The sequence below is a fragment of the Flavobacterium zubiriense genome, assembly GCF_041729725.1.
Lineage (GTDB): Bacteria > Bacteroidota > Bacteroidia > Flavobacteriales > Flavobacteriaceae > Flavobacterium > Flavobacterium zubiriense.
Map to the genome: position 1 here is coordinate 1 of NZ_JBCFQL010000005.1, position 21,253 is coordinate 21,253.

At 33.8% G+C, this 21,253-nt stretch carries 19 protein-coding genes; 18 read left to right on the forward strand and 1 reads right to left on the reverse strand.

Features of this window, described 5'->3' with window-relative positions:
- The first annotated feature begins 185 nt into the window (after positions 1-185).
- From AAGV28_RS05455 to AAGV28_RS05480, 6 genes are all read left to right on the forward strand, one after another.
- On the forward strand, positions 186-740 hold the full coding sequence (locus tag AAGV28_RS05455; protein ID WP_373405817.1) for a 30S ribosomal protein S16: 555 nt from the start codon (positions 186-188) through the stop codon (positions 738-740).
- Positions 741-754: 14 nt separating this feature from the next.
- A complete protein-coding gene (rimM, locus tag AAGV28_RS05460; RefSeq protein WP_373405818.1) occupies positions 755-1,279 on the forward strand; it encodes a ribosome maturation factor RimM in 525 nt (174 codons plus the stop codon).
- A gap of 155 nt (positions 1,280-1,434) precedes the next feature.
- The gene (locus tag AAGV28_RS05465; protein ID WP_373405819.1) at positions 1,435-2,097 is read left to right on the forward strand and encodes a tRNA1(Val) (adenine(37)-N6)-methyltransferase; all 663 of its coding nucleotides are present in this window, start codon (positions 1,435-1,437) and stop codon (positions 2,095-2,097) included.
- 168 nt (positions 2,098-2,265) lie between these two features.
- Positions 2,266-3,444, forward strand: a complete 1,179-nt coding sequence (locus tag AAGV28_RS05470; protein WP_373405820.1) for an acyl-CoA dehydrogenase family protein — start codon at positions 2,266-2,268, stop codon at positions 3,442-3,444.
- A gap of 209 nt (positions 3,445-3,653) precedes the next feature.
- Entirely contained in the window at positions 3,654-4,016 is a 363-nt protein-coding gene (locus AAGV28_RS05475; RefSeq protein ID WP_373406002.1) for an MmcQ/YjbR family DNA-binding protein, read from the forward strand.
- A 649-nt stretch (positions 4,017-4,665) separates the two neighbouring features.
- On the forward strand, positions 4,666-5,346 hold the full coding sequence (locus tag AAGV28_RS05480; RefSeq protein ID WP_373405821.1) for a PH domain-containing protein: 681 nt from the start codon (positions 4,666-4,668) through the stop codon (positions 5,344-5,346).
- Between the two features lie 400 nt (positions 5,347-5,746).
- Here AAGV28_RS05480 and AAGV28_RS05485 read toward each other — a convergent pair whose 3' ends face one another.
- Positions 5,747-6,136, reverse strand: coding sequence for an SPOR domain-containing protein (locus tag AAGV28_RS05485; RefSeq protein WP_373405822.1), 390 nt, complete (start codon positions 6,134-6,136; stop codon positions 5,747-5,749).
- A 217-nt stretch (positions 6,137-6,353) separates the two neighbouring features.
- Between AAGV28_RS05485 and AAGV28_RS05490 the strand changes: the two genes are divergently transcribed.
- The 12 genes from AAGV28_RS05490 (at position 6,354) to ruvA (ending at position 21,234) form a co-directional block, all read left to right on the forward strand.
- The gene (locus AAGV28_RS05490; RefSeq protein WP_373405823.1) at positions 6,354-7,679 is read left to right on the forward strand and encodes a c-type cytochrome; all 1,326 of its coding nucleotides are present in this window, start codon (positions 6,354-6,356) and stop codon (positions 7,677-7,679) included.
- Positions 7,680-7,711: 32 nt separating this feature from the next.
- Entirely contained in the window at positions 7,712-10,765 is a 3,054-nt protein-coding gene (locus AAGV28_RS05495) for a TAT-variant-translocated molybdopterin oxidoreductase (protein ID WP_373405824.1), read from the forward strand.
- Between the two features lie 29 nt (positions 10,766-10,794).
- Positions 10,795-12,198, forward strand: a complete 1,404-nt coding sequence (gene nrfD / locus AAGV28_RS05500; protein WP_373405825.1) for an NrfD/PsrC family molybdoenzyme membrane anchor subunit — start codon at positions 10,795-10,797, stop codon at positions 12,196-12,198.
- Positions 12,191-12,715, forward strand: a complete 525-nt coding sequence (locus AAGV28_RS05505; protein WP_373405826.1) for a DUF3341 domain-containing protein — start codon at positions 12,191-12,193, stop codon at positions 12,713-12,715. Before nrfD ends, AAGV28_RS05505 begins: the two co-directional genes overlap by 8 nt.
- 7 nt (positions 12,716-12,722) lie before the next feature.
- Positions 12,723-13,268, forward strand: coding sequence for a c-type cytochrome (locus tag AAGV28_RS05510; protein WP_373405827.1), 546 nt, complete (start codon positions 12,723-12,725; stop codon positions 13,266-13,268).
- 27 nt (positions 13,269-13,295) lie between these two features.
- Positions 13,296-14,777 carry a quinol:cytochrome C oxidoreductase gene (locus tag AAGV28_RS05515; protein ID WP_373405828.1) on the forward strand — a complete coding sequence of 494 codons (1,482 nt, stop codon included), beginning with the start codon at positions 13,296-13,298 and terminating at the stop codon, positions 14,775-14,777.
- Between the two features lie 19 nt (positions 14,778-14,796).
- Positions 14,797-15,951 (forward strand): cytochrome c oxidase subunit II, encoded by a 1,155-nt coding sequence (locus AAGV28_RS05520; RefSeq protein WP_373405829.1) that lies wholly within the window; start codon positions 14,797-14,799, stop codon positions 15,949-15,951.
- A 28-nt stretch (positions 15,952-15,979) separates the two neighbouring features.
- Positions 15,980-17,782, forward strand: a complete 1,803-nt coding sequence (locus AAGV28_RS05525; RefSeq protein ID WP_373405830.1) for a cytochrome c oxidase subunit I — start codon at positions 15,980-15,982, stop codon at positions 17,780-17,782.
- Between the two features lie 158 nt (positions 17,783-17,940).
- Positions 17,941-18,963, forward strand: a complete 1,023-nt coding sequence (gene ruvB, locus AAGV28_RS05530; RefSeq protein ID WP_373405831.1) for a Holliday junction branch migration DNA helicase RuvB — start codon at positions 17,941-17,943, stop codon at positions 18,961-18,963.
- 23 nt (positions 18,964-18,986) lie between these two features.
- Complete coding sequence (queG, locus tag AAGV28_RS05535; protein WP_373406003.1) at positions 18,987-19,910, forward strand: tRNA epoxyqueuosine(34) reductase QueG; 924 nt, start codon at positions 18,987-18,989, stop codon at positions 19,908-19,910.
- An 86-nt stretch (positions 19,911-19,996) separates the two neighbouring features.
- A complete protein-coding gene (locus AAGV28_RS05540; protein ID WP_373405832.1) occupies positions 19,997-20,431 on the forward strand; it encodes a CBS domain-containing protein in 435 nt (144 codons plus the stop codon).
- A gap of 221 nt (positions 20,432-20,652) precedes the next feature.
- Positions 20,653-21,234, forward strand: coding sequence for a Holliday junction branch migration protein RuvA (ruvA, locus tag AAGV28_RS05545; protein WP_373405833.1), 582 nt, complete (start codon positions 20,653-20,655; stop codon positions 21,232-21,234).
- Positions 21,235-21,253 lie beyond the last annotated feature (19 nt).

Here is a 21,253-nt window from a genome sequence, read left to right on the forward strand (position 1 = left end):
CGAGTAAACAAAAATAAACTATTAAAGCTAAATTAAATCGGTTGAGCCCAAAAAAAGATTCAAAAAAACAGCTAAATAATTACATATCAAAATACTAAATTTATATTGGGGTATGTAAAAAAATTAAGTATATTTGCAGCCTTAATTAATCGAGGTCGTGTACCTCAAAATTTAATCATTAGATTATGTCAGTAAAAATTAGATTACAAAGACACGGTAAAAAACAAAAACCGTTTTACTGGGTTGTAGCAGCAGATGCTCGCTCAAAAAGAGATGGTAAATACTTAGAGAAAATCGGTACTTACAATCCAAACACAAACCCTGCAACTATCGAATTAAACTTGGATAGCGCAGTAAAATGGTTGCACAATGGTGCTCAGCCAACTGATACTGCTAAAGCAATTCTTTCTTATAAAGGGGCTTTATTGAAACACCACCTTGACGGAGGAGTTCGTAAAGGTGCTTTGACTCAAGAACAAGCGGATGCAAAATTAGCTGATTGGTTAGAAGCTAAAGCTGGAAAAGTAGATGCTAAAAAAGATGGTTTATCAAAAGTGCAAGCTGATGCTAAAGCAAAAGCTTTCAAAGCAGAACAAGCTGTAAATGCAAAACGTTTAGCTGATGCTGCTCAAGCAGAAGCTGATGCTATTGCTGCTGCAAATCCTGCTGTAGAAGAAGAAGCTGAAGTTGTTGCTGAAGAAGCTGCTACTGAAGAAAACAACGAAGAAGCTCAAGCTTAATTTAGAAAGCGAAAATGCGTAAAGAAGAGTGTTTCTATTTAGGTAAAATCGCTAAAAAATTTAGTTTTAAGGGGGAAGTCTTAGCCTATTTGGACACAGACGAACCCGAGTTATACGAAAACTTGGAATCAGTGTTTGTTGAATGCAACAAACACTTGGTTCCTTTTTTTATTGAAAGTAGCTCACTACACAAAAACGATTTCCTACGTATTCGTTTTGAAGATATCAATACCGAAGAAGAAGCCGATGCTCTAATGGGTAACGATTTGTATCTTCCGCTAAAAATGTTACCCAAACTTTCGGGTAATAAATTCTATTTCCACGAAGTTATTGGTTTCGAAGTAGAAGACAAACGTTTGGGGATTGTTGGAGAAATTCAATCCATCAACGACACTACTGCTCAGCCACTATTTGAAGTGCTTAAAGATGGAACCGAAATTCTAATCCCAATGATTGACCATTTCTTGATTAAAATTGACCGTGAAAACAAAAAAGTAATCATGGATTTGCCTGAGGGTTTGATTGAGATGTATCTTTAAAAAGTGTTCAGTTCTCATCTCGAGCGCAGTCGAGAGACAGTTTTTAGTGATCAGTTGCTCAAAAATCTGAAATCAAAAATCGTTAATCTACAATCTGAATCCTGATGTCCAAATTCCAATTCAAACAATTTTCCCTTGAACAAGACCGATGTGCCATGAAAGTAGGCACCGATGGAGTTCTTCTTGGCGCTTGGACTCCCGTAAATCATAATCCTTTTAGTATTTTGGATATCGGAACGGGTACAGGTGTAATTGCACTGATGCTTGCACAAAGAAGCAACGCGCAGCAAATTGATGCTCTTGAAATTGACGAAGATGCTTACGAACAAGCCACAGATAATTTTGAAAATTCGGATTGGAATGATCGTTTGTTTTGTTTTCACGCTGGCTTGGACGAATTTGTTGAAGAACCCGAAGACGAGTACAATTTAATTGTTTCCAATCCGCCATTTTATAACGAAGATTACAAATCCAGTAATGAGCAACGCGATTTAGCGCGTTTTCAAGATGCCATGCCTTTTGAAGATTTGGTAGAAGCTGCTGATTTATTACTTTCAGAAAATGGAATCTTCTCCGTAATCATTCCTTTCAAAGAAGAATCAACTTTCTTGGCTTTAGCCAAAGAATACGAATTGTATCCCATAAAAATTACCCGAGTAAAAGGAACTCCAACATCCGAAATCAAACGCAGTCTTTTGGCTTTTAGCCGAAAGGAAATTGCCTCTTTTCCTATTGATGTATTAATTATCGAAACTGCACGACATATTTATACTCCAGAATACATCGCTTTGACGACAGATTTTTATTTGAAGATGTAATATAAATTTTATCGCTCATCAACTCACTACTGTTTACATTACTTTCTACCAAAAAAAGTTTGATTTCATACATACCCCTTTTAAAGTATCTTCTTAAAATTATAACAATTGTTAGTCGTTTTGTTGTATTTCTTTATGTAGATTTGTAAGATACAAATTTTCAAAACCATGAAACCAGACTTATTTCAAGCTCCCGATTATTACCACCTTGACGAATTATTGACGGACGAACATAAATTAGTGCGTGATGCCGCTCGCGAATGGGTCAAGCGTGAAGTTTCTCCTATTATTGAAGATTATGCTCAAAAGGCTGAATTCCCAACGCAAATCATCAAAGGTTTGGCTGATATTGGTGCTTTTGGACCTTATATTCCTACTGAATATGGTGGTGCTGGTTTAGACCAAATTTCTTATGGTTTAATTATGCAGGAAATAGAAAGAGGTGATTCTGGTGTTCGATCTACAGCTTCGGTTCAGTCTTCGTTGGTGATGTATCCCATTTGGAAATACGGTAGCGAAGAACAACGTTTGAAATACTTACCCAAACTGGCTTCGGGAGAATATATGGGTTGCTTTGGCTTGACCGAACCCAATTACGGTTCTGATCCAGGAAGCATGACTACTAATTTTAAAGACAAAGGTGATTTTTTTCTATTAAATGGTACCAAAATGTGGATTTCAAACGCACCATTTGCTGATATTGCCATTGTTTGGGCAAAAGATGAAACGGATAGGATTCACGGATTTATTGTAGAACGCGGAATGGAAGGTTTTTCTACACCAGAAACACATAACAAATGGTCGCTTCGTGCCTCAGCAACCGGAGAATTGATTTTTGATAATGTTAAAGTACCAAAAGAGAATTTGTTACCTAATAAATCAGGATTGAGTGCACCTTTGGGTTGTTTAGATTCCGCCCGATATGGCATTGCGTGGGGAGCTATTGGCGCAGCAATGGACTGTTATGACACGGCTTTGCGGTATGCTAAAGAGCGAATTCAATTTGATAAACCTATTGCTGGTATGCAATTACAACAAAAGAAATTAGCTGAAATGATTACCGAAATTACCAAAGCACAATTATTAACTTGGCGTTTGGGTGTTTTAAGAAACGAAGGAAAAGCTACTACCGCACAAATATCGATGGCGAAAAGAAATAATGTAAATATGGCCATTCAAATTGCTCGTGAAGCCCGACAAATATTAGGTGGAATGGGAATTTCTGGCGAATATTCGATTATGCGTCACATCATGAATCTCGAATCGGTAATTACTTATGAAGGAACGCACGATATTCATTTATTGATTACCGGAATGGATATTACTGGAATTTCGGCTTTTAAATAAAATTTTTTGGATTACTCTTTCGTTCTGTTATTTACTAATGAATTATTTATTGTAGAACCTGTTTAATTTTTTTTTTAATAAATTTTCTTTTTCCACGTCCCTAAAGGGTGAAAAATTTCTTAAAAATTCATCAAAATTACACTCTTTAGGGTTTGGGAAAATTAATTTTGATGAATTTTAAACAGGATCTAGTTGAAGAAAATGAAAATATGGATTTAGAAACTTTTTATGAATACTGTCTTTCTAAGAAAGGAGTAACTGAACACTTCCCTTTTGATCAGGATACTTTAGTGTTTAAAGTAGGCGGGAAAATATTTGCTTTGTCTTCTTTAAAACAATGGGAATTAGGAGAGCCAGCGGTCAATTTAAAATGCAATCCTGATTTAGCAAAAGAATGGAGAGCTCAATTTGAGGCTGTTCAACCAGGTTATCACATGAACAAAAACCATTGGAATACGGTTACTATAAATACAAGTATTTCTAGTTTGTTTTTAAAAGAAATGATTGATCATTCTTATGATTTGGTTTTTAGTAGTTTGACTAAAAAACTCCAAAAAGAAGTATTGGAATAATGTAGATAATAATATTAGCGTGTGCCTCCAAGTAGCCCATAAAAGACATTGCTCCATAAAATTACATCAGGCTGATTAGATTTTTTTTGTCTTTCATTTCTTGGACTATTTGGTATTTAACTTTTTTATTGTAGGAACTTTTAAATTCCTTTTCGTCTATCTCAATCATTCGTTGATACATCGAAAGTTCAAGCTTTAAATCCTTATTTCGTATTCAAGACTTTTTAAAGTCTTTTTCTTTGGTTTAGCCCTAAACTCAATTTTTGTCTTAAAGGAAATGATAGACGTAATATAACCCAAGTTACCTAGCCACTAAAATAATATACGTGTACTGCCTTTTATGCCATATTTGATTTTTATAGCTTCTTTTATTTGATTCCCTTTTTGGTGCTCTTTACTAGCCATATGCTTAAACTCGTTGGTTTAATTTGAATAATTATTTCTCTCTTTTGTTCTACTTGTATTACTCATTAATTTTATATCTTTTGTGTAAACCTATTTTAGGACTAGGCAAAATCATTAAAATTTATAGAGATTAGCGTAATTCGTGGTAAAAATAAAATACATTCGCTTGTCCATTGAAATTAGGTCTTATTTTTGTAAAGTAAAAAATGACTATTTAACCAATCGAATATAAATCAAGTCTAAAATGAAAGATCAAATTAAAAAGTTTTTAAACGAGGAGCAAGATCCCAAGGCTATCGAAAAAATCACTTCAAAGCTGAATGATTTATTAATGAAAAATGAAGAAATAGGATATATAGGAGTACAGAAAAAACCAGCAATCACTGTTTTTCCAGATAGTATTGTTTTGACAAATAAAAGAATCATCATTTGCCAGCCTAAAAATTTAGGTCTTTCGATGGATTTTGTGGATTACACCTGGGATCAAATTGAAGGCACTTTTGTAAAAGAGAATATTTTAGGTTCAGAGTTTTCTTTTTCGACAAAAACGGATATGACAGTTTCGATTGATTATATTCCGAAAACCCAAGCCCGAAAGATTTTTACCTATGCTAAGGAACAATTAGATGTTTTAAAAACAGGTTCTACCCAAAACCCAGTAACTGCTCCTGAAGAAGTTGTTGAGGAAGTGGAAGAAATAGAAACTGAAGAAGTAACTCATTATGCTGAAATAATGCCAGCAACTTCAAATTATGCTGAGCCTATTCAAGAAAACACCGCTCCATCAATTGAAAAATCTACAAGCGAATTGACGCAAGACGAACTTTTTGCTAAACTTCAGAACTACAAAAAACTCCTCGACAACGGATTGATTTTACAAGGAGAGTATGATGCTTTCAAAAAAGAGATTCTTAGTTTGATGTAGTTTGTGGTTCTTAATCGTTTGGCGTAAGACGTCAATTGAAAAGGGTTTTAGCGTGTTTGAAATTTAAGTTTCCAAAAATCTTTAGCTAAATCTTTATTTAGATTTTTGCTAAAGATTTTTTTTTCTGATCATCTGGATATAAACAGATACTGATAAAAGAATACCTAAATATCCAGAACCTATAAATTAAGCTTGAAGCCTTATTAAAAATGCTTAAAATAACAAAACTAAACTAAACAAGTCGAAAGTTATAAAGTTAAAGGGCTTAAAACCTTTAAAAAATTAAATATCAATATGTTTTTATGCTATTTCAAAACAAGATATTTTATCATTTGATTTCCTTATATTTTTATTTATAAGGTTCTTTTTTACAAATATTTTTAATTAGGCTCGTGAAATTTTATTTTTTAGGTTTTATTAAAAAAGCATTTTCATACATTTTTTTAATTTCAATTAAATTCCGTTCTGCTTCAATACGGTTTCTAAAGTTTCCTATCCAAACCTTGTAATTAGGTGTGTTGAAAACGATAGTGGCGTCTAAGTCTGTGAAGTTTTGTTTGCAATCATTTAACGTGCTTTTAGCCTTTTCACTATTTCCACTAAAAACTTGGATTTTATATCGTTCATTAACAGCTATTGAGGCGTTAATTTTTCTTTTTTCGTTTAGTAGTTGTTCGAACTTAGGATTTTGCTTAATGTTAATTTTTGCTTCTTGAGCGCTTAATTGAAAGCAACAAATTGAGAGTAAGGCAATCTGAAAAAAGTGATTTGAAATAGTTAAAATTCTCATAATGTGAAGATTTTTGAGTAAAAATAATATTTATTCATAGATTGTGAAATAAAAAAGTTATTTAGAATAAATATAAATTGTTGTTTGAGTTGTTTTAGGGTTTTGAGAATAGTTCTTAAGTCGTATTTTTGTCGAAGTTTAAAATAAAGGGACATTTTTATATCCAATTTTAGTATAAAAAAATGTGCCAATTATTAGTAGATAATCATTATACTTTATGAAAAAGGTGGGTAACCATAATTCGAACTCAAGGAAATTATTTTTAAGTCTAGCATTAATGCTTTCTTTTTCCTTCTCTTCATTTGCGCAAGATGCTGCTCAGGCGGCGGCAACCGATGCTCCTGCAGCTGCTTCAGCTGGTGGGGATGCAGTAAATGGTAAAGCGCTTTTTAATTCTAATTGTGCTGCTTGTCATAAGCTTGATGCTAAGGCTACCGGACCTGCATTAAGAGGAGTTGCTGATAAGTATGATAAAGCATGGCTTTACAAGTGGATTCACAACAGTTCTGAATTGATTAAATCGGGAGATGCTGCTGCGGTAAAGATTTTTGAAGAATATAATAAGTCAGTAATGACCGCTTTTCCGCAATTGTCTGAAGCTGATATTGATGATATTTTAGCTTACACTTCAGAGCCAAAAGCGGAACCTGCTGCTGCGGTTGGAGGAGCTGCTAGTCCTCCAGGAACAAATGTAGAAAATGGAAGTTCTAATAATGTAATATTAGGAGTTCTTGCGTTAGTTTTAGTCGTTTTAGTTGTTATGCTAATAATGGTTAATAATGTTTTAACGAAAGTTGCTAAAGCAAATGGTATAGAAGTAGCTCCTAAAGTTGAACGTACGCCAATATGGAAAGCTTTTGTTAGAAATCAATTTTTAGTATTGGTGACTTCTATCTTTTTACTCTTAGCTAGTGGTTATTTTGTATATGGATATTTAATGCAAATTGGTGTTGATCAAGATTATGCTCCAATTCAACCTATACATTATTCTCATAAAATTCACGCTGGGGACAATGAGATTAACTGTAAATACTGTCACTCTGCAGCTAGAGTAAGTAAAAACGCGGGTATTCCTTCTTTAAATGTGTGTATGAACTGTCATAAAAACATTTCTGAAGTTGCTGAAACCACAGCTACTCCTGAGTACAGCAAAGCGTTCTATGATGCTCAAATTCAGAAATTATACGATGCTGTAGGTTGGGATAAAGCAACGCAGTCGTATACTGGAAAGACACAGCCTGTTAAATGGGTTCGTATTCATAATTTGCCTGATTTTGTTTATTTTAATCACTCGCAACACGTAACAGTTGGAGGTATTGAATGTCAAACTTGTCACGGTCCTGTTGAAACTTATGAAATTCAAAAACAATTTGCTCCATTAACTATGGGTTGGTGTATTGACTGTCATAGAAAAACTGACGTTAAAATGGAAGGAAATGGATATTACACTAAAATACACGAAGAACTTTCTAAGAAATACGGTGTGGAAAAATTGACTGAAGCACAAATGGGAGGTTTAGAATGTGGAAAATGCCACTATTAATCAATTTATTAAGATTTTAATATATATATACAATGTCATCAAACAAAAAATACTGGAAAAGTGTTGAGGAACTAGAAAATGGTTCTATTGTTGAGGCGCTTAGAAATAACGAGTTTGTTGAAGAGATTCCTACGGATGAATTTTTAGGGAATGTTGATGCAATGTCATCTTCTTCAACTTCAAGACGTGATTTTCTAAAGTACGTTGGGTTTAGTACTGCTGCAGCTACACTTGCAGCATGCGAAGGTCCTGTGAACAAGTCGATTCCTTATGTATTGCAGCCAGAGCAAATCATTCCTGGAGTAGCTGATTATTATGCTACTTCTGTATTTGATGGATTTGATTTTGCAAACCTACTTGTTAAAACACGTGAAGGGCGTCCTATTAAAATAGATAATAACACTATTTCGGGAGCGAAATTTGCTGCAAATGCAAGAATTCATGCCTCAATATTGTCATTGTATGATAGTATGCGTTTGAAAGCACCAAAGATTGAAGGAAAAGATTCTTCTTGGTCAGCAGTTGATTCAAGAATTAAATCAAGTATTGCTGATGCAAAAGCTAATGGAGGTCAAGTGGTTTTATTGACAAATACTTTAGCTAGTCCTTCTACTGAAAAATTAATTGCTGATTTTATTGCTGCAAATCCAAATGCAAAACACGTAGTTTATGATGCAGTTTCATCATCATCAGCTTTGGATGCGTTTGAAGCAGTTTATGGAGAAAGAGCTTTAGTAGATTATGATTTCTCAAAAGCATCACTTATAGTTTCTGTTGGAGCTGACTTCTTAGGTGATTGGCAAGGTGGTGGATATGACGCAGGATATGCACAAGGTAGAGTTCCAAAAAACGGAAAAATGTCTCGTCATTTCCAATTAGAAGCTAACATGACTTTGTCTGGTGCTGCTGCTGATAAGCGTTTACCGATGTCGGTTGCGAATCAAAAACAAGCATTAGTACATATATATAATGTAATTACAGGTTCGGCAGTTGCTGTAAACCTGGCGCCTGAATTTAAAGCAGAAGTTACTAAAGCCGCTCAGCAATTAAAAGCTGCCGGTTCTAAAGGACTTTTGGTTTCAGGGATTCAAGATAAAAATGCACAATTGCTAGTGCTAGCAATCAATCAAATTCTAGCTAGTGAAGCTTTTACTACGGTTGGTGCTAGACAAATAAGAAAAGGGTCTGATGAGAAAGTGTCTCAATTAGTTAATGATATGAAAGCGGGTAGCATTCATACTTTGATTATGAGTGGAGTTAACCCAGTGTACACTTTGTCCGATTCAGCTTCTTTTGTTGAAGGTCTTAAAAAAGTAAAAACTTCTGTAGCTTTATCTTTAAAAGAAGATGAAACTGCAGCTATTGCATCTATTGCTGCTCCAGTTCCTCATTATTTAGAAGCATGGGGAGATTTAGCATTAACTAAAGGAACATATAGTTTAACACAACCAACAATTCGTCCATTATTCGATACAAAACAATTTCAAGATGTTTTGATGTCTATTAGTGGTCTTACTGGTAATTATTACGATTATTTAAAAAATTATTCATCATCATTTATAGCAGGTTCAACTTGGAATAAAGTATTGCATGATGGTGTCTTTGTTGGAGCCCCTCAAACCTTGTCAGGTGGTACTGCTGATTATGCTTCTGCAGCTGCAGAATTAGCTAAGTCTAAAGTTGCTTCTGGATTAGAATTAGTATTGTATACTAAAACGGGTATGGGAGATGGTCAACAAGCAAATAACCCTTGGTTACAAGAGTTTCCAGATCCAATTACTAGGGTATCTTGGGATAACTATGTAACGGTTTCTAATGCTGATGCAAAAACATTAGGTTTATCTAATGAAATTGTAGCCAATGGTGGTTTGAATGGTAGCTATGTTACAATTACAGCTGCTGATGGTACAAAATTAGAGAAAGTTCCAGTTATTGTTCAGCCAGGTCAAGCAGTTGGAACAGTTGGTTTAGCTTTAGGATATGGTCGTAAAGCGGCTTTAAAAGAAGAAATGCAAGTAGGTATTAATGCTTACGCTTTATATAAAGGTTTTAATGATGTTCAATCAGTTGAATTAGTTGAAGCTGGCGGAGAACATGAGTTCGCTTGTGTTCAAGGTCAAAAAACATTGATGGGTAGAGGTGATATTATTAAAGAGACATCATTAGAAATCTTTAATACTAAGGATTCTAAAATTTGGAATCAAACTCCAAAAGTATCTTTAGATCACAAAGAAGTTGAAGCGACTTCTGTAGATCTATGGGAATCTTTTGATCGTTCTGTAGGTCACCACTTCAATCTTTCTATCGATTTAAATGCTTGTACAGGTTGTGGGGCTTGTGTTATTGCTTGTCATGCTGAAAATAACGTTCCTGTAGTAGGTAAATCAGAAGTAAGAAGAAGTCGTGATATGCACTGGTTGCGTATCGATAGATACTATTCTTCTGAAAGTACTTTTGAAGGAGATAATGAAAGAAAAGAAGGTATTGCTGGATTGTCTAGTTCATTATCTACTTTTAATGAAATGGAAAAGGCAGGAGATAATCCTCAGGTTGCTTTTCAACCAGTAATGTGTCAACACTGTAACCACGCACCTTGTGAAACAGTTTGTCCAGTTGCTGCTACTTCTCATGGTCGTCAAGGTCAAAACCACATGGCATACAACAGATGTGTTGGTACTCGTTACTGTGCTAACAACTGTCCTTATAAAGTACGTCGTTTTAACTGGTTCTTATACAACAAAAATAGCGAGTTTGATTATCACATGAATGATGATTTAGGACGTATGGTGTTGAATCCAGATGTTAACGTTCGTTCTCGTGGAGTTATGGAAAAATGTTCTATGTGTATTCAAATGACACAAGCTACAATTTTGAATGCTAAAAAAGAAGGAAGAGAAGTTGTAGATGGTGAGTTTCAAACGGCATGTTCATCTGCTTGTTCTAGTGGAGCAATGATTTTTGGAGATGTTAATGATAAGGAAAGTAAGGTTGCTAAATTAGCCGCTGATGATAGATCTTATCATTTATTAGAGCATGTAGGAACAAAACCAAATGTGGTTTATCACGTAAAAGTTAGAAACACTTAGAAATAAATTTAAAATCAATATAAAGGAATATGTCTCATATATACGACTCTAGTATTAGAAAGCCTTTAGTTATAGGTGATAAAACTTATCACGACGTAACAGTAGATGTAGCTGCCCCTGTTGAAGGTGTTGCGAATAAACATTGGTGGATTGTATTTACAATTGCTTTAGCAGCCTTCCTTTGGGGAATAGGATGTATTGTTTACACCGTGTCTACTGGTATTGGAACATGGGGATTAAATAAAACAGTTGGTTGGGCTTGGGATATCACTAACTTCGTTTGGTGGGTTGGTATCGGTCACGCTGGAACATTAATTTCTGCAGTATTATTGTTATTCCGTCAAAGATGGAGAATGGCAATTAATCGTTCAGCAGAAGCAATGACAATTTTTTCTGTAATTCAAGCAGGTTTGTTTCCAATCATTCACATGGGACGTCCTTGGTTAGCTTACTGGGTATTGCCAATTCCAAATCAATTTGGTTCATTATGGGTTAACTTTAACTCGCCATTGCTTTGGGACGTATTTGCAATCTCAACTTATTTATCAGTATCGTTAGTTTTCTGGTGGACTGGTCTATTACCAGATTTTGCAATGCTTAGAGATAGAGCGATAACTCCATTTAATAAAAGAGTATATTCTATCTTAAGTTTTGGATGGAGCGGTAGAGTAAAAGATTGGCAGCGTTTTGAAGAAGTATCTTTGGTACTTGCTGGTTTAGCAACTCCTCTTGTACTTTCTGTACACACGATTGTATCTATGGACTTTGCTACTTCTGTAATTCCAGGATGGCATACTACAATTTTCCCTCCTTACTTCGTTGCTGGAGCAGTTTTCTCTGGATTTGCAATGGTAAATACTTTGCTTATTATTATGAGAAAAGTATCTAATCTAGAAGCTTACATTACTTTACAACATATCGAATTGATGAATATTATCATCATGATTACTGGTTCTATTGTAGGTGTTGCTTATATCACTGAGTTATTTGTAGCTTGGTATTCAGGTGTAGAATACGAACAATATGCATTCTTGAATAGAGCAACTGGTCCTTACTGGTGGGCATATTGGGCAATGATGACTTGTAACGTTTTTTCTCCACAATTTATGTGGTTCAAAAAATTAAGAACAAGTATTATGTTTTCATTTGTGATTTCGATTGTTGTAAACATAGGAATGTGGTTTGAGAGATTTGTGATTATTGTAACTTCTCTACATAGAGATTACTTACCATCTTCTTGGACAATGTTCTCGCCAACATTTGTTGATATTGGAATTTTCATTGGAACAATAGGTTTCTTCTTTGTATTGTTTCTATTGTATTCTAGAACTTTCCCAGTAATTGCACAGGCAGAGGTTAAAACAATATTAAAAGCAACAGGAGATAATTACATAAGAGAACGAGAAGCAAATAAAGATTCACACCATGAGTAATAAAGTAATATACGCCATTTATAATGACGATGATGTATTGATGAATGCGGTTAAGAAAACCAGAGCAGCTCACCATCATATTGAAGAAGTTTTTACTCCATTCCCAGTACACGGTTTGGATAAAGCTATGGGAATAGCACCATCTAGATTAGCAATTTGCGCTTTTTTGTATGGATGTGTTGGTATCTCTTTTGCAACTTTCATGATGAGTTATATTATGATTCATGATTGGCCTCAAGATATTGGAGGTAAGCCAAGTTTTAGTTATATTCAAAATATGCCTGCTTTCGTACCAATTATGTTTGAGATGACTGTATTCTTTGCTGCCCACTTAATGGTAATTACTTTTTATATGAGAAGTAAATTATGGCCTTTTAAGAAAGCTGAAAATCCAGATGTTAGAACTACAGATGATCATTTCTTAATGGAAATTGCTATTAAAAACAATGAAGAAGAATTGGTTTCTTTTTTCAAAAATACAGGTGCTGTAGAAGTTAAAGTAATAGAAAAGAATTAATTTAGATATGAAAAGGGTATATAAAATAACACTATTGTTAGGCATTACTATTTTAGTAGCTTCATGCCGTAATGATAAAGCGCCGAATTATCAGTATTTTCCAAATATGTATGAGTCTTTAGGTTATGAAACCTATTCAGAATCTAAAGCTTTTGCAAATGGTCAAGAAGCACAAATTCCTGCTCAAGGTAGTATTAATAGAGGTTTTGAACCTTATGAATATGAAAATACAACTGCAGGATATGAATTGGCTAAAGCTAATTTAAAGTCACCATTGGATTCACTAGATTTAAATTCTGAAAAAGGAAAAGAACTTTACGAAATTTATTGTATGAGTTGTCATGGTGCAACGGGTAATGGTAAAGGGAAATTAGTTGAGAGAGAAAAATTTCTTGGAGTTCCTAGTTATAAAGATAGAGTAATAACTGAAGGAAGTATTTTTCACGTTGTGACGTATGGTTTGAATTCAATGGGTTCTCATGCCAATCAATTAAGTAGCCATGAGCGTTGGTTAGTTGCTGACTACGTGCAAAAACTTAGAAGCCAATTATAATTGTTGAACAAACTGATCGTAATAGATATGTATACATTTTCAAGTAAATTAAAAACTTTTTCTTTTATCTTAATGGCCGTTGGTGTATTAGGAATAGGTTATGGTTTTTTTAACGCACCTAAAGATATTCATGAAGTCGAGAATATCCTTTCTGCATCATCACATGATGGACACGGAGAAGCACATCATGAAGAAGCGCAAGCTGCTGTTCATGGAGAAGCTGAGCCAGCTCATGAAGAAGCACAAGCTGTTGCTCATGGAAAAGCAATTCCAGCTCATGATCAATCACAAACTGTTGCTCATGAAGAAGCTAATCCTACTCAAGAGGCTAATCACGCAACAACAGCACATGCTGCCGAAAGCAAATCTGACGCACATGCTGAACACGAAGAGCATTTGACTCACGTTTTGCACCAATTACAAAATAAACCATGGGCAGCTCTATATGTTGCTTGTATTTTCTTCTTGTTAATTACAATGGGTACTCTAGTTTTTTATGCTATTCAACAAGTAGCACAAGCGGGTTGGTCTCCAGTTTTATTTAGAGTTATGCAAGGAATAACAGCTTACCTTCCTTATGGTTCGGTTTTATTTTTTATATTATTAGTTTTATGTGGTTTGCATTTTAATCACCTTTTTACGTGGATGGCTGATGGAGTTACAGATCCTACTAGTGCTAATTATGATAAATTGATTGCTGGTAAGTCAGGTTATTTAAATTTTGGTTTCTGGATTGTTAGAGCTGCTATTTTCTTAATTGGATGGAATGTTTACCGTCATTTTTCAAGAAAAAACTGCTTAGCACAGGATGAAGCTAATGATAATAGTTTTTATAAAAAGAACTTTAATATATCAGCAGGTTTCTTAGTGTTTTTTATTGTTTCTGAATCTATTATGTCATGGGACTGGATTATGTCTTTTGATCCTCACTGGTTCTCTACATTATTTGGATGGTATGTATTTGCAAGTTTCTTTGTAAGTGGTATCACATTGATTGCTATGGTAACTGTTTATTTAAAATCTAAAGGATATTTAGAATATGTAAATACAAGTCATATTCATGACTTAGCTAAATTCATGTTTGGTATCAGTATTTTTTGGACCTACTTATGGTTTTCTCAATTTATGTTGATTTGGTATGCTAATATTCCTGAAGAAATCACGTATTTCATTACAAGAATTGAATTGTATAACCTGCCTTTCTTTGGTGCAGTTGTCATGAATTTTGTTTTCCCATTATTAATTCTTTTAAATACTGATTTCAAGAGAATTTCATGGGTAATTGTTATGGCTGGTACAGTTATTTTATTGGGTCATTATGTTGATTTCTTTAATATGATTATGCCTGCAACAGTTGGTGACCAATGGTTTATTGGTGTTTCTGAAATCTCATCAGTTCTTTTCTTCCTTGGGTTGTTTATTTTTACTGTTTTTACAGCATTAACTAAAGTTCCTTTATTAGCAAAAAGAAATCCTTATATCGAAGAAAGTAAACATTTTCATTATTAATTTTTAAAGAGATAAACAGATGACAAGTTTGTTGGTAATTATAGTTTTAGTTTTATTAGCTGTTGCTTTATGGCAATTGACTAAAATATTCGACCTTACTCAAGTAGGTTCTACATCAGATAGCTCTCAAGTAGCTAATGATAAAGATAATAATGTTCAAGGTTATTTGATGTTTGGTTTTTTAGCATTCTTATATATTTTTACAATATATGGTTTGTTTGCCTGGGGTGATTTACCTTTGCACACACCTGCTTCAGAACACGGAGGACAAGTAGATAATTTGATGAATATTACTTGGATTTTAATTTTTACGGTTCAAGCAATAACACAAGTTTTATTGCATTACTTTGCTTTTAAATATAAAGGTAAAAAAGATCAAAAAGCTTTATATTTTGCTGATAATAATAAATTAGAAGCATTGTGGAGTATTATTCCTGCGGTAGTTTTAGCTGGTTTGATTCTTTATGGTTTGTACGCTTGGACAAACATTATGTTTGTTGATAAAGATGAAGATGTAATTGAAATTGAAATATATGCTCAACAATTTAAATGGACCGCTAGATTTGCTGGAGAAGATAATGTTTTAGGTAAAGCGAATGTTCGTTATATTGAAGGAGTAAATACTTTAGGAGTTGATTTAAGTGATCCAAATGCTCAAGATGATATTGTAGTTAGCGAATTGCACATACCTAAAGGTAAAAAAATTCATTTCAAATTTCGTTCTCAAGACGTTTTGCACTCAGCTTATATGCCTCACTTTAGAGCTCAGATGAATTGTGTTCCTGGTATGGTAACTGAATTTGCTTTTACGCCAATTTATACTACAGCTGAATACCGAGATTTGCCTTATATGATTGAGAAAGTTTCTCATATTAATGATCTAAGAGCAAAGAAAAGTGCTGAATTAATTGCAAAAGGAGAATCAGGGTTAGACCCGTATACTTTTGATTACTTGTTGCTTTGTAATAAAATTTGTGGCGCATCTCACTATAACATGCAAATGAAAATTATAGTTGATACACCTGAAGATTATAGAAAATGGTTAGCTAGTCAAGCTTCACTTGTTAGTCAAGTTAAAGCATCATTAGAAACACCTGCTGAGAATTCTTCAGCAACTGAAGGTACACAACAACCAATTGATACAGTAGCAGCTGAGAAAGTTGTTATTAAATAATTTATTAAGATAATTTAAAGTATAATATATGTCAGCAGAAGGTCACGATCACGCACACGATCACGAACACGAACACGAACACCACCATAAAGAGACATTCATTACTAAGTATATATTTAGTATTGATCACAAGATGATTGCTAAACAATACCTTATTACAGGTATTCTTATGGGGATTATTGGGATTTGTATGTCGCTACTTTTCAGAATGCAATTAGCATGGCCAGAAGAATCTTTTAAAATATTTAATGTTTTATTAGGTGATAAGTTTGCTCCTGATGGAGTTATGGCTAATGATGTTTATCTTGCTTTAGTGACAATTCACGGTACAATAATGGTATTCTTTGTACTTACAGCCGGTTTAAGTGGTACTTTTAGTAACTTACTTATTCCACTTCAAATAGGTGCAAGAGATATGGCATCTGGATTTATGAACATGATCTCCTATTGGTTGTTCTTCATTTCAGCTGTAATTATGATTGCCTCTTTATTTGTTGAATCTGGACCTGCTTCATCAGGGTGGACAATTTATCCTCCTTTGAGTGCATTACCACAAGCTATTCCTGGTTCAGGAACAGGTATGACACTTTGGTTAGTATCTATGGCTATATTCATTGCATCTTCATTAATGGGATCTTTAAATTATATTGTTACTGTAATCAATTTGAGAACTAAAGGAATGTCTATGACTAGACTTCCACTTACAATCTGGACATTTTTTGTAACAGCCATCATTGGTGTTATTTCTTTTCCAGTATTATTGTCGGCAGCTTTATTATTGATTTTCGATAGAAGTTTTGGTACTTCATTCTTCTTATCTGATATTTATATTGCCGGAGAAGTTTTACATTACCAAGGTGGTTCTCCTGTATTATTCGAACACTTATTTTGGTTCTTAGGTCACCCAGAGGTATATATTGTAATCTTGCCTGCAATGGGACTTGTTTCTGAAATTATGGCAACAAATTCTCGTAAACCAATTTTCGGTTACAGAGCAATGATTATGTCAGTTCTTGCAATTGCATTCTTGTCAACTATTGTTTGGGGTCACCACATGTTTATTTCAGGTATGAATCCTTTCTTAGGATCTGTATTTACTTTTACAACCTTATTGATTGCAATTCCATCAGCTGTAAAAGCATTTAACTGGATTACAACTTTATGGAAAGGTAATTTACAATTGAATCCTGCTATGTTGTTTTCTATCGGAATGGTTTCTACTTTCATCACTGGAGGTTTAACAGGAATCATTTTAGGAGATAGTACTTTGGATATTAACGTTCACGATACTTACTTTGTTATTGCTCACTTTCACCTAGTAATGGGAATCTCTGCGCTTTATGGAATGTTTGCTGGTATTTACCACTGGTTCCCTAAAATGTTTGGAAGAATGCTGAACAAAAATTTAGGTTATGTACACTTTTGGATAACAGCAGTTTGTGCTTATGGAGTTTTCTTTCCAATGCACTTTATTGGATTAGCTGGTTTACCAAGACGTTATTATACAAATACTAACTTCCCATTATTTGATGATTTACAAAATGTGAATGTATTGATTACCGTTTTTGCCTTAGTAGGTGGAGTATTCCAATTGATATTCTTGTATAACTTCTTTATTAGTATTTTCTATGGTAAGAAAGCAGTTCAAAATCCTTGGAGATCTACAACATTAGAGTGGACAACACCAGTAGAACACATACATGGAAACTGGCCAGGTGAAATCCCTGAAGTTCACCGTTGGGCTTACGATTACAGTAACCCAGAACATGAAGATGATTTTGTTCCTCAAACGGTTCCAATGAAACCAGGTGAATCAGTTTTACACCATTAAAATATTTTACAAAAAGACCTTCTGAAAAGAGGGTTTTTTTGTTTTATAGAGTTAACAAATACCTAATGAAAAATTCCAAATTCTATAACGACTCACTTTCCTTTTGGAATTTGGAATTTTAAAAATTGGTATTTAATTGTATTTTCTATCTTTGTTACATGAATGAAAATTTAGACCCAACAACAAAGGGATACAATCCAGAAGAACTTGATCTTGAAAAAAGATTGAGACCACTTAGTTTTGATGATTTTGCTGGTCAAGATCAGGTGTTAGAGAATCTTAAGGTTTTTGTTGCTGCTGCAAATCAACGTAACGAGGCGCTAGATCATACTTTGTTTCATGGTCCTCCAGGATTAGGGAAAACTACATTGGCTAATATTTTGGCAAATGAATTAGAAGTAGGAATCAAAATAACTTCTGGTCCAGTATTGGATAAGCCAGGGGATTTAGCTGGTTTGTTAACTAATCTTGAAGAAAGAGATGTTTTGTTTATTGACGAAATTCATCGTTTAAGCCCTATAGTTGAAGAGTATTTGTATTCGGCAATGGAGGATTTTAAAATTGATATCATGATTGAATCGGGACCTAACGCAAGAACGGTTCAGATTAACCTGAATCCTTTTACCTTAATTGGAGCAACTACACGTTCAGGACTTTTAACTGCTCCCATGCGTGCTCGTTTTGGAATTTCATCAAGACTACAATATTATACAGTAGAATTGTTGACTACCATTGTGCAAAGAAGTGCTTCTATTTTAAAAATGCCAATTTCTATGGAAGCGGCTATTGAAATTGCTGGTAGAAGCCGCGGAACACCTAGAATAGCCAATGCATTATTACGTAGAGTTCGCGATTTTGCTCAGATAAAAGGAAATGGAACTATTGATATTGAAATTTCGAAATACGCCTTGCAAGCACTGAATGTTGATGCGCATGGTTTGGACGAAATGGATAATAAAATATTAAATACCATAATTGATAAGTTTAAAGGAGGGCCTGTGGGATTGAGTACTTTGGCAACTGCTGTTTCCGAAAGTAGTGAAACTATCGAAGAAGTTTACGAACCATTTTTGATTCAGGAAGGTTTTATTATGCGAACACCACGTGGTCGTGAAGTTACCGATAAAGCTTATAAACATTTAGGGAAAATTAGAAATAATATTCAAGGAGGGCTTTTTTAAGATTTCAATTTATTATTTATACCATCGACTCAAGAAACAAATATTCACAATTCATAAAATCCGAAGCCAAACGCCTCGGATTTTTATCTTGTGGTATATCTAAAGCAGGTTTCTTAGAAGAAGAAGCACCGCGATTAGAGAATTGGTTGAAGAAAAACCAGAATGGAAAAATGGCGTATATGGAAAATAATTTCGACAAACGCCTCAATCCGACATTACTGGTGGACGATGCTAAAAGCGTGGTTTCCCTTTTACTGAATTATTATCCCGAAAAGGAACAAATTCAAGATTCGTATAAGATTTCGAAATATGCTTACGGCAAAGATTATCACTTTGTTATTAAAGAGAAATTAAAGGAATTGCTCTTCTCAATTCAGTCAACTATTGGAGAAGTTTCGGGTCGTGTTTTTGTAGATTCTGCACCTGTTTTAGACAAAGCCTGGGCTGCAAAAAGTGGTTTGGGTTGGATTGGGAAAAACAGTAATTTATTGACCCAGAAAGTAGGGTCTTTCTATTTTATTGCCGAATTGATTATCGATTTAGACTTAGATTATGATTCCCCTACAACGGATCATTGTGGAAGTTGCACGGCTTGTATAGATGCTTGTCCTACTCAGGCTATTGTTGCGCCTTATGTTGTAGATGGTAGTAAGTGTATTTCATATTTTACGATAGAACTTAAAGAAAATATTCCTGCCGAAATGAAAGGTCATTTTGATGATTGGGTTTTTGGATGTGATACCTGTCAGGATGTTTGTCCTTGGAATCGATTTTCGAAAATTCATAATGAACCTTTGTTTAATCCCAATCCTGCTTTACTTTCGCTGACTAAAAATGATTGGGAAGAAATGACTGAAGAAACTTTTAAAATTGTTTTTAAAGATTCACCCGTTAAAAGAACCAAATTTGAAGGATTGAAACGTAATATCAATTTTTTGAAGCAATAAAAACAGTTGAAAATGAAATTATAAATTATTTATTTCTGTATTTTAACTTTTTTTTATATATTTATAGTTCTTAAAAAATTCTCAATATGACTGTAAATCAAATATTAAGCACAAAAGGGAATAATGTTTATTCAATTATTTCTACTATTAGCGTATATGATGCTATTAAGGTAATGGGTGAGAAAAATATTGGTGCAATATTAATTATTGAAGAAAATCAATTAAAAGGTATTTTATCAGAGAGGGATTATGCACGAAAAATTGTTCTTAAGGGCAAATTGTCTAAAGATACGTTGGTAAATGAAATTATGGTTAGCAAAGTAATTACGGTTCAGTCCACAGATGATTTGGATTATTGTATGGAACTAATGATTTCAAGAAGAATTCGACATTTACCAGTTATTGAGGACAATAAAGTTATAGGATTGGTTTCTATAGGAGATGTTGTAAAATCAATTATAGAAAAACAGAAAGAAACAATTCAACTTTTAGATTCTTACATCAATGGAACACAACCTTAGGGTTGAATTTTGATGGTAAAGTATATCCTGTTAGCTGCAATTTTCTTGCAGCTTTTTTTTATGCTTAAAAATTAGTTTTTTATAAAAGAATTATGAAAAAGTTAACTTTTTAAGTTAAGACTTCTATCTTTGTGTATAAGATAAAACTGCTATTACTGTCTTTGGAATCTCAGAAAGAAGACTAGGAAAACATTTCAAAATAAATTATATATTTTTACTAGATGATTGCACATTTACAAGGGAAATTAGTTGAAAAATCGCCAACACAGCTCGTTATTGATTGCGGAGGTGTAGGTTATGAGGTTCATATTTCATTACATACTTATTCTTTACTTCCTAATACTGATTTTATAAAAGTGTTCACTTACCTTCAAATAAAAGAAGATGCACATACTATTTTTGGTTTTGTTGAAAAATCAGAAAGAGAAATTTTTAAATTGTTGCTATCTGTTTCAGGTATTGGAGCAGGTATCGCAAGAACGATGTTGTCCTCGTTAGATCCAAAACAAATCACTAATGCTATAGCTTCAGGCGATGTAGGTACAATTCAGTCCATTAAAGGTATTGGAAGTAAAACAGCACAAAGAGTAATTTTAGATTTAAAAGAAAAAGTATTGAAATTGTACGATTTGGACGAAGTTTCTATGTCGCAAAGCAATACAAATAGAGATGAAGCGTTATCAGCATTAGAAGTTTTAGGATTTGTTAAAAAAGCTTCTGAAAAAGTGATAGATAAAATTGTGAAAGAGGATCCAGATGCATCTGTAGAATCTATTATTAAGCAAGCTTTAAAAAGCTTATAAAAGCACGGTAAAACCAATT

Bases quoted from the DNA above. Each gene is read 5' to 3' on its own strand.
- AAGV28_RS05455 (WP_373405817.1), top strand. From the start codon at position 186: ATGTCAGTAAAAATTAGATTACAAAGACACGGTAAAAAACAAAAACCG.
- rimM (WP_373405818.1), top strand. From the start codon at position 755: ATGCGTAAAGAAGAGTGTTTCTATTTAGGTAAAATCGCTAAAAAATTT.
- AAGV28_RS05465 (WP_373405819.1), top strand. From the start codon at position 1,435: ATGAAAGTAGGCACCGATGGAGTTCTTCTTGGCGCTTGGACTCCCGTA.
- AAGV28_RS05470 (WP_373405820.1), top strand. From the start codon at position 2,266: ATGAAACCAGACTTATTTCAAGCTCCCGATTATTACCACCTTGACGAA.
- AAGV28_RS05475 (WP_373406002.1), top strand. From the start codon at position 3,654: ATGGATTTAGAAACTTTTTATGAATACTGTCTTTCTAAGAAAGGAGTA.
- AAGV28_RS05480 (WP_373405821.1), top strand. From the start codon at position 4,666: ATGAAAGATCAAATTAAAAAGTTTTTAAACGAGGAGCAAGATCCCAAG.
- AAGV28_RS05485 (WP_373405822.1), bottom strand. From the start codon at position 6,136: ATGAGAATTTTAACTATTTCAAATCACTTTTTTCAGATTGCCTTACTC.
- AAGV28_RS05490 (WP_373405823.1), top strand. From the start codon at position 6,354: ATGAAAAAGGTGGGTAACCATAATTCGAACTCAAGGAAATTATTTTTA.
- AAGV28_RS05495 (WP_373405824.1), top strand. From the start codon at position 7,712: ATGTCATCAAACAAAAAATACTGGAAAAGTGTTGAGGAACTAGAAAAT.
- nrfD (WP_373405825.1), top strand. From the start codon at position 10,795: ATGTCTCATATATACGACTCTAGTATTAGAAAGCCTTTAGTTATAGGT.
- AAGV28_RS05505 (WP_373405826.1), top strand. From the start codon at position 12,191: ATGAGTAATAAAGTAATATACGCCATTTATAATGACGATGATGTATTG.
- AAGV28_RS05510 (WP_373405827.1), top strand. From the start codon at position 12,723: ATGAAAAGGGTATATAAAATAACACTATTGTTAGGCATTACTATTTTA.
- AAGV28_RS05515 (WP_373405828.1), top strand. From the start codon at position 13,296: ATGTATACATTTTCAAGTAAATTAAAAACTTTTTCTTTTATCTTAATG.
- AAGV28_RS05520 (WP_373405829.1), top strand. From the start codon at position 14,797: ATGACAAGTTTGTTGGTAATTATAGTTTTAGTTTTATTAGCTGTTGCT.
- AAGV28_RS05525 (WP_373405830.1), top strand. From the start codon at position 15,980: ATGTCAGCAGAAGGTCACGATCACGCACACGATCACGAACACGAACAC.
- ruvB (WP_373405831.1), top strand. From the start codon at position 17,941: ATGAATGAAAATTTAGACCCAACAACAAAGGGATACAATCCAGAAGAA.
- AAGV28_RS05540 (WP_373405832.1), top strand. From the start codon at position 19,997: ATGACTGTAAATCAAATATTAAGCACAAAAGGGAATAATGTTTATTCA.
- ruvA (WP_373405833.1), top strand. From the start codon at position 20,653: ATGATTGCACATTTACAAGGGAAATTAGTTGAAAAATCGCCAACACAG.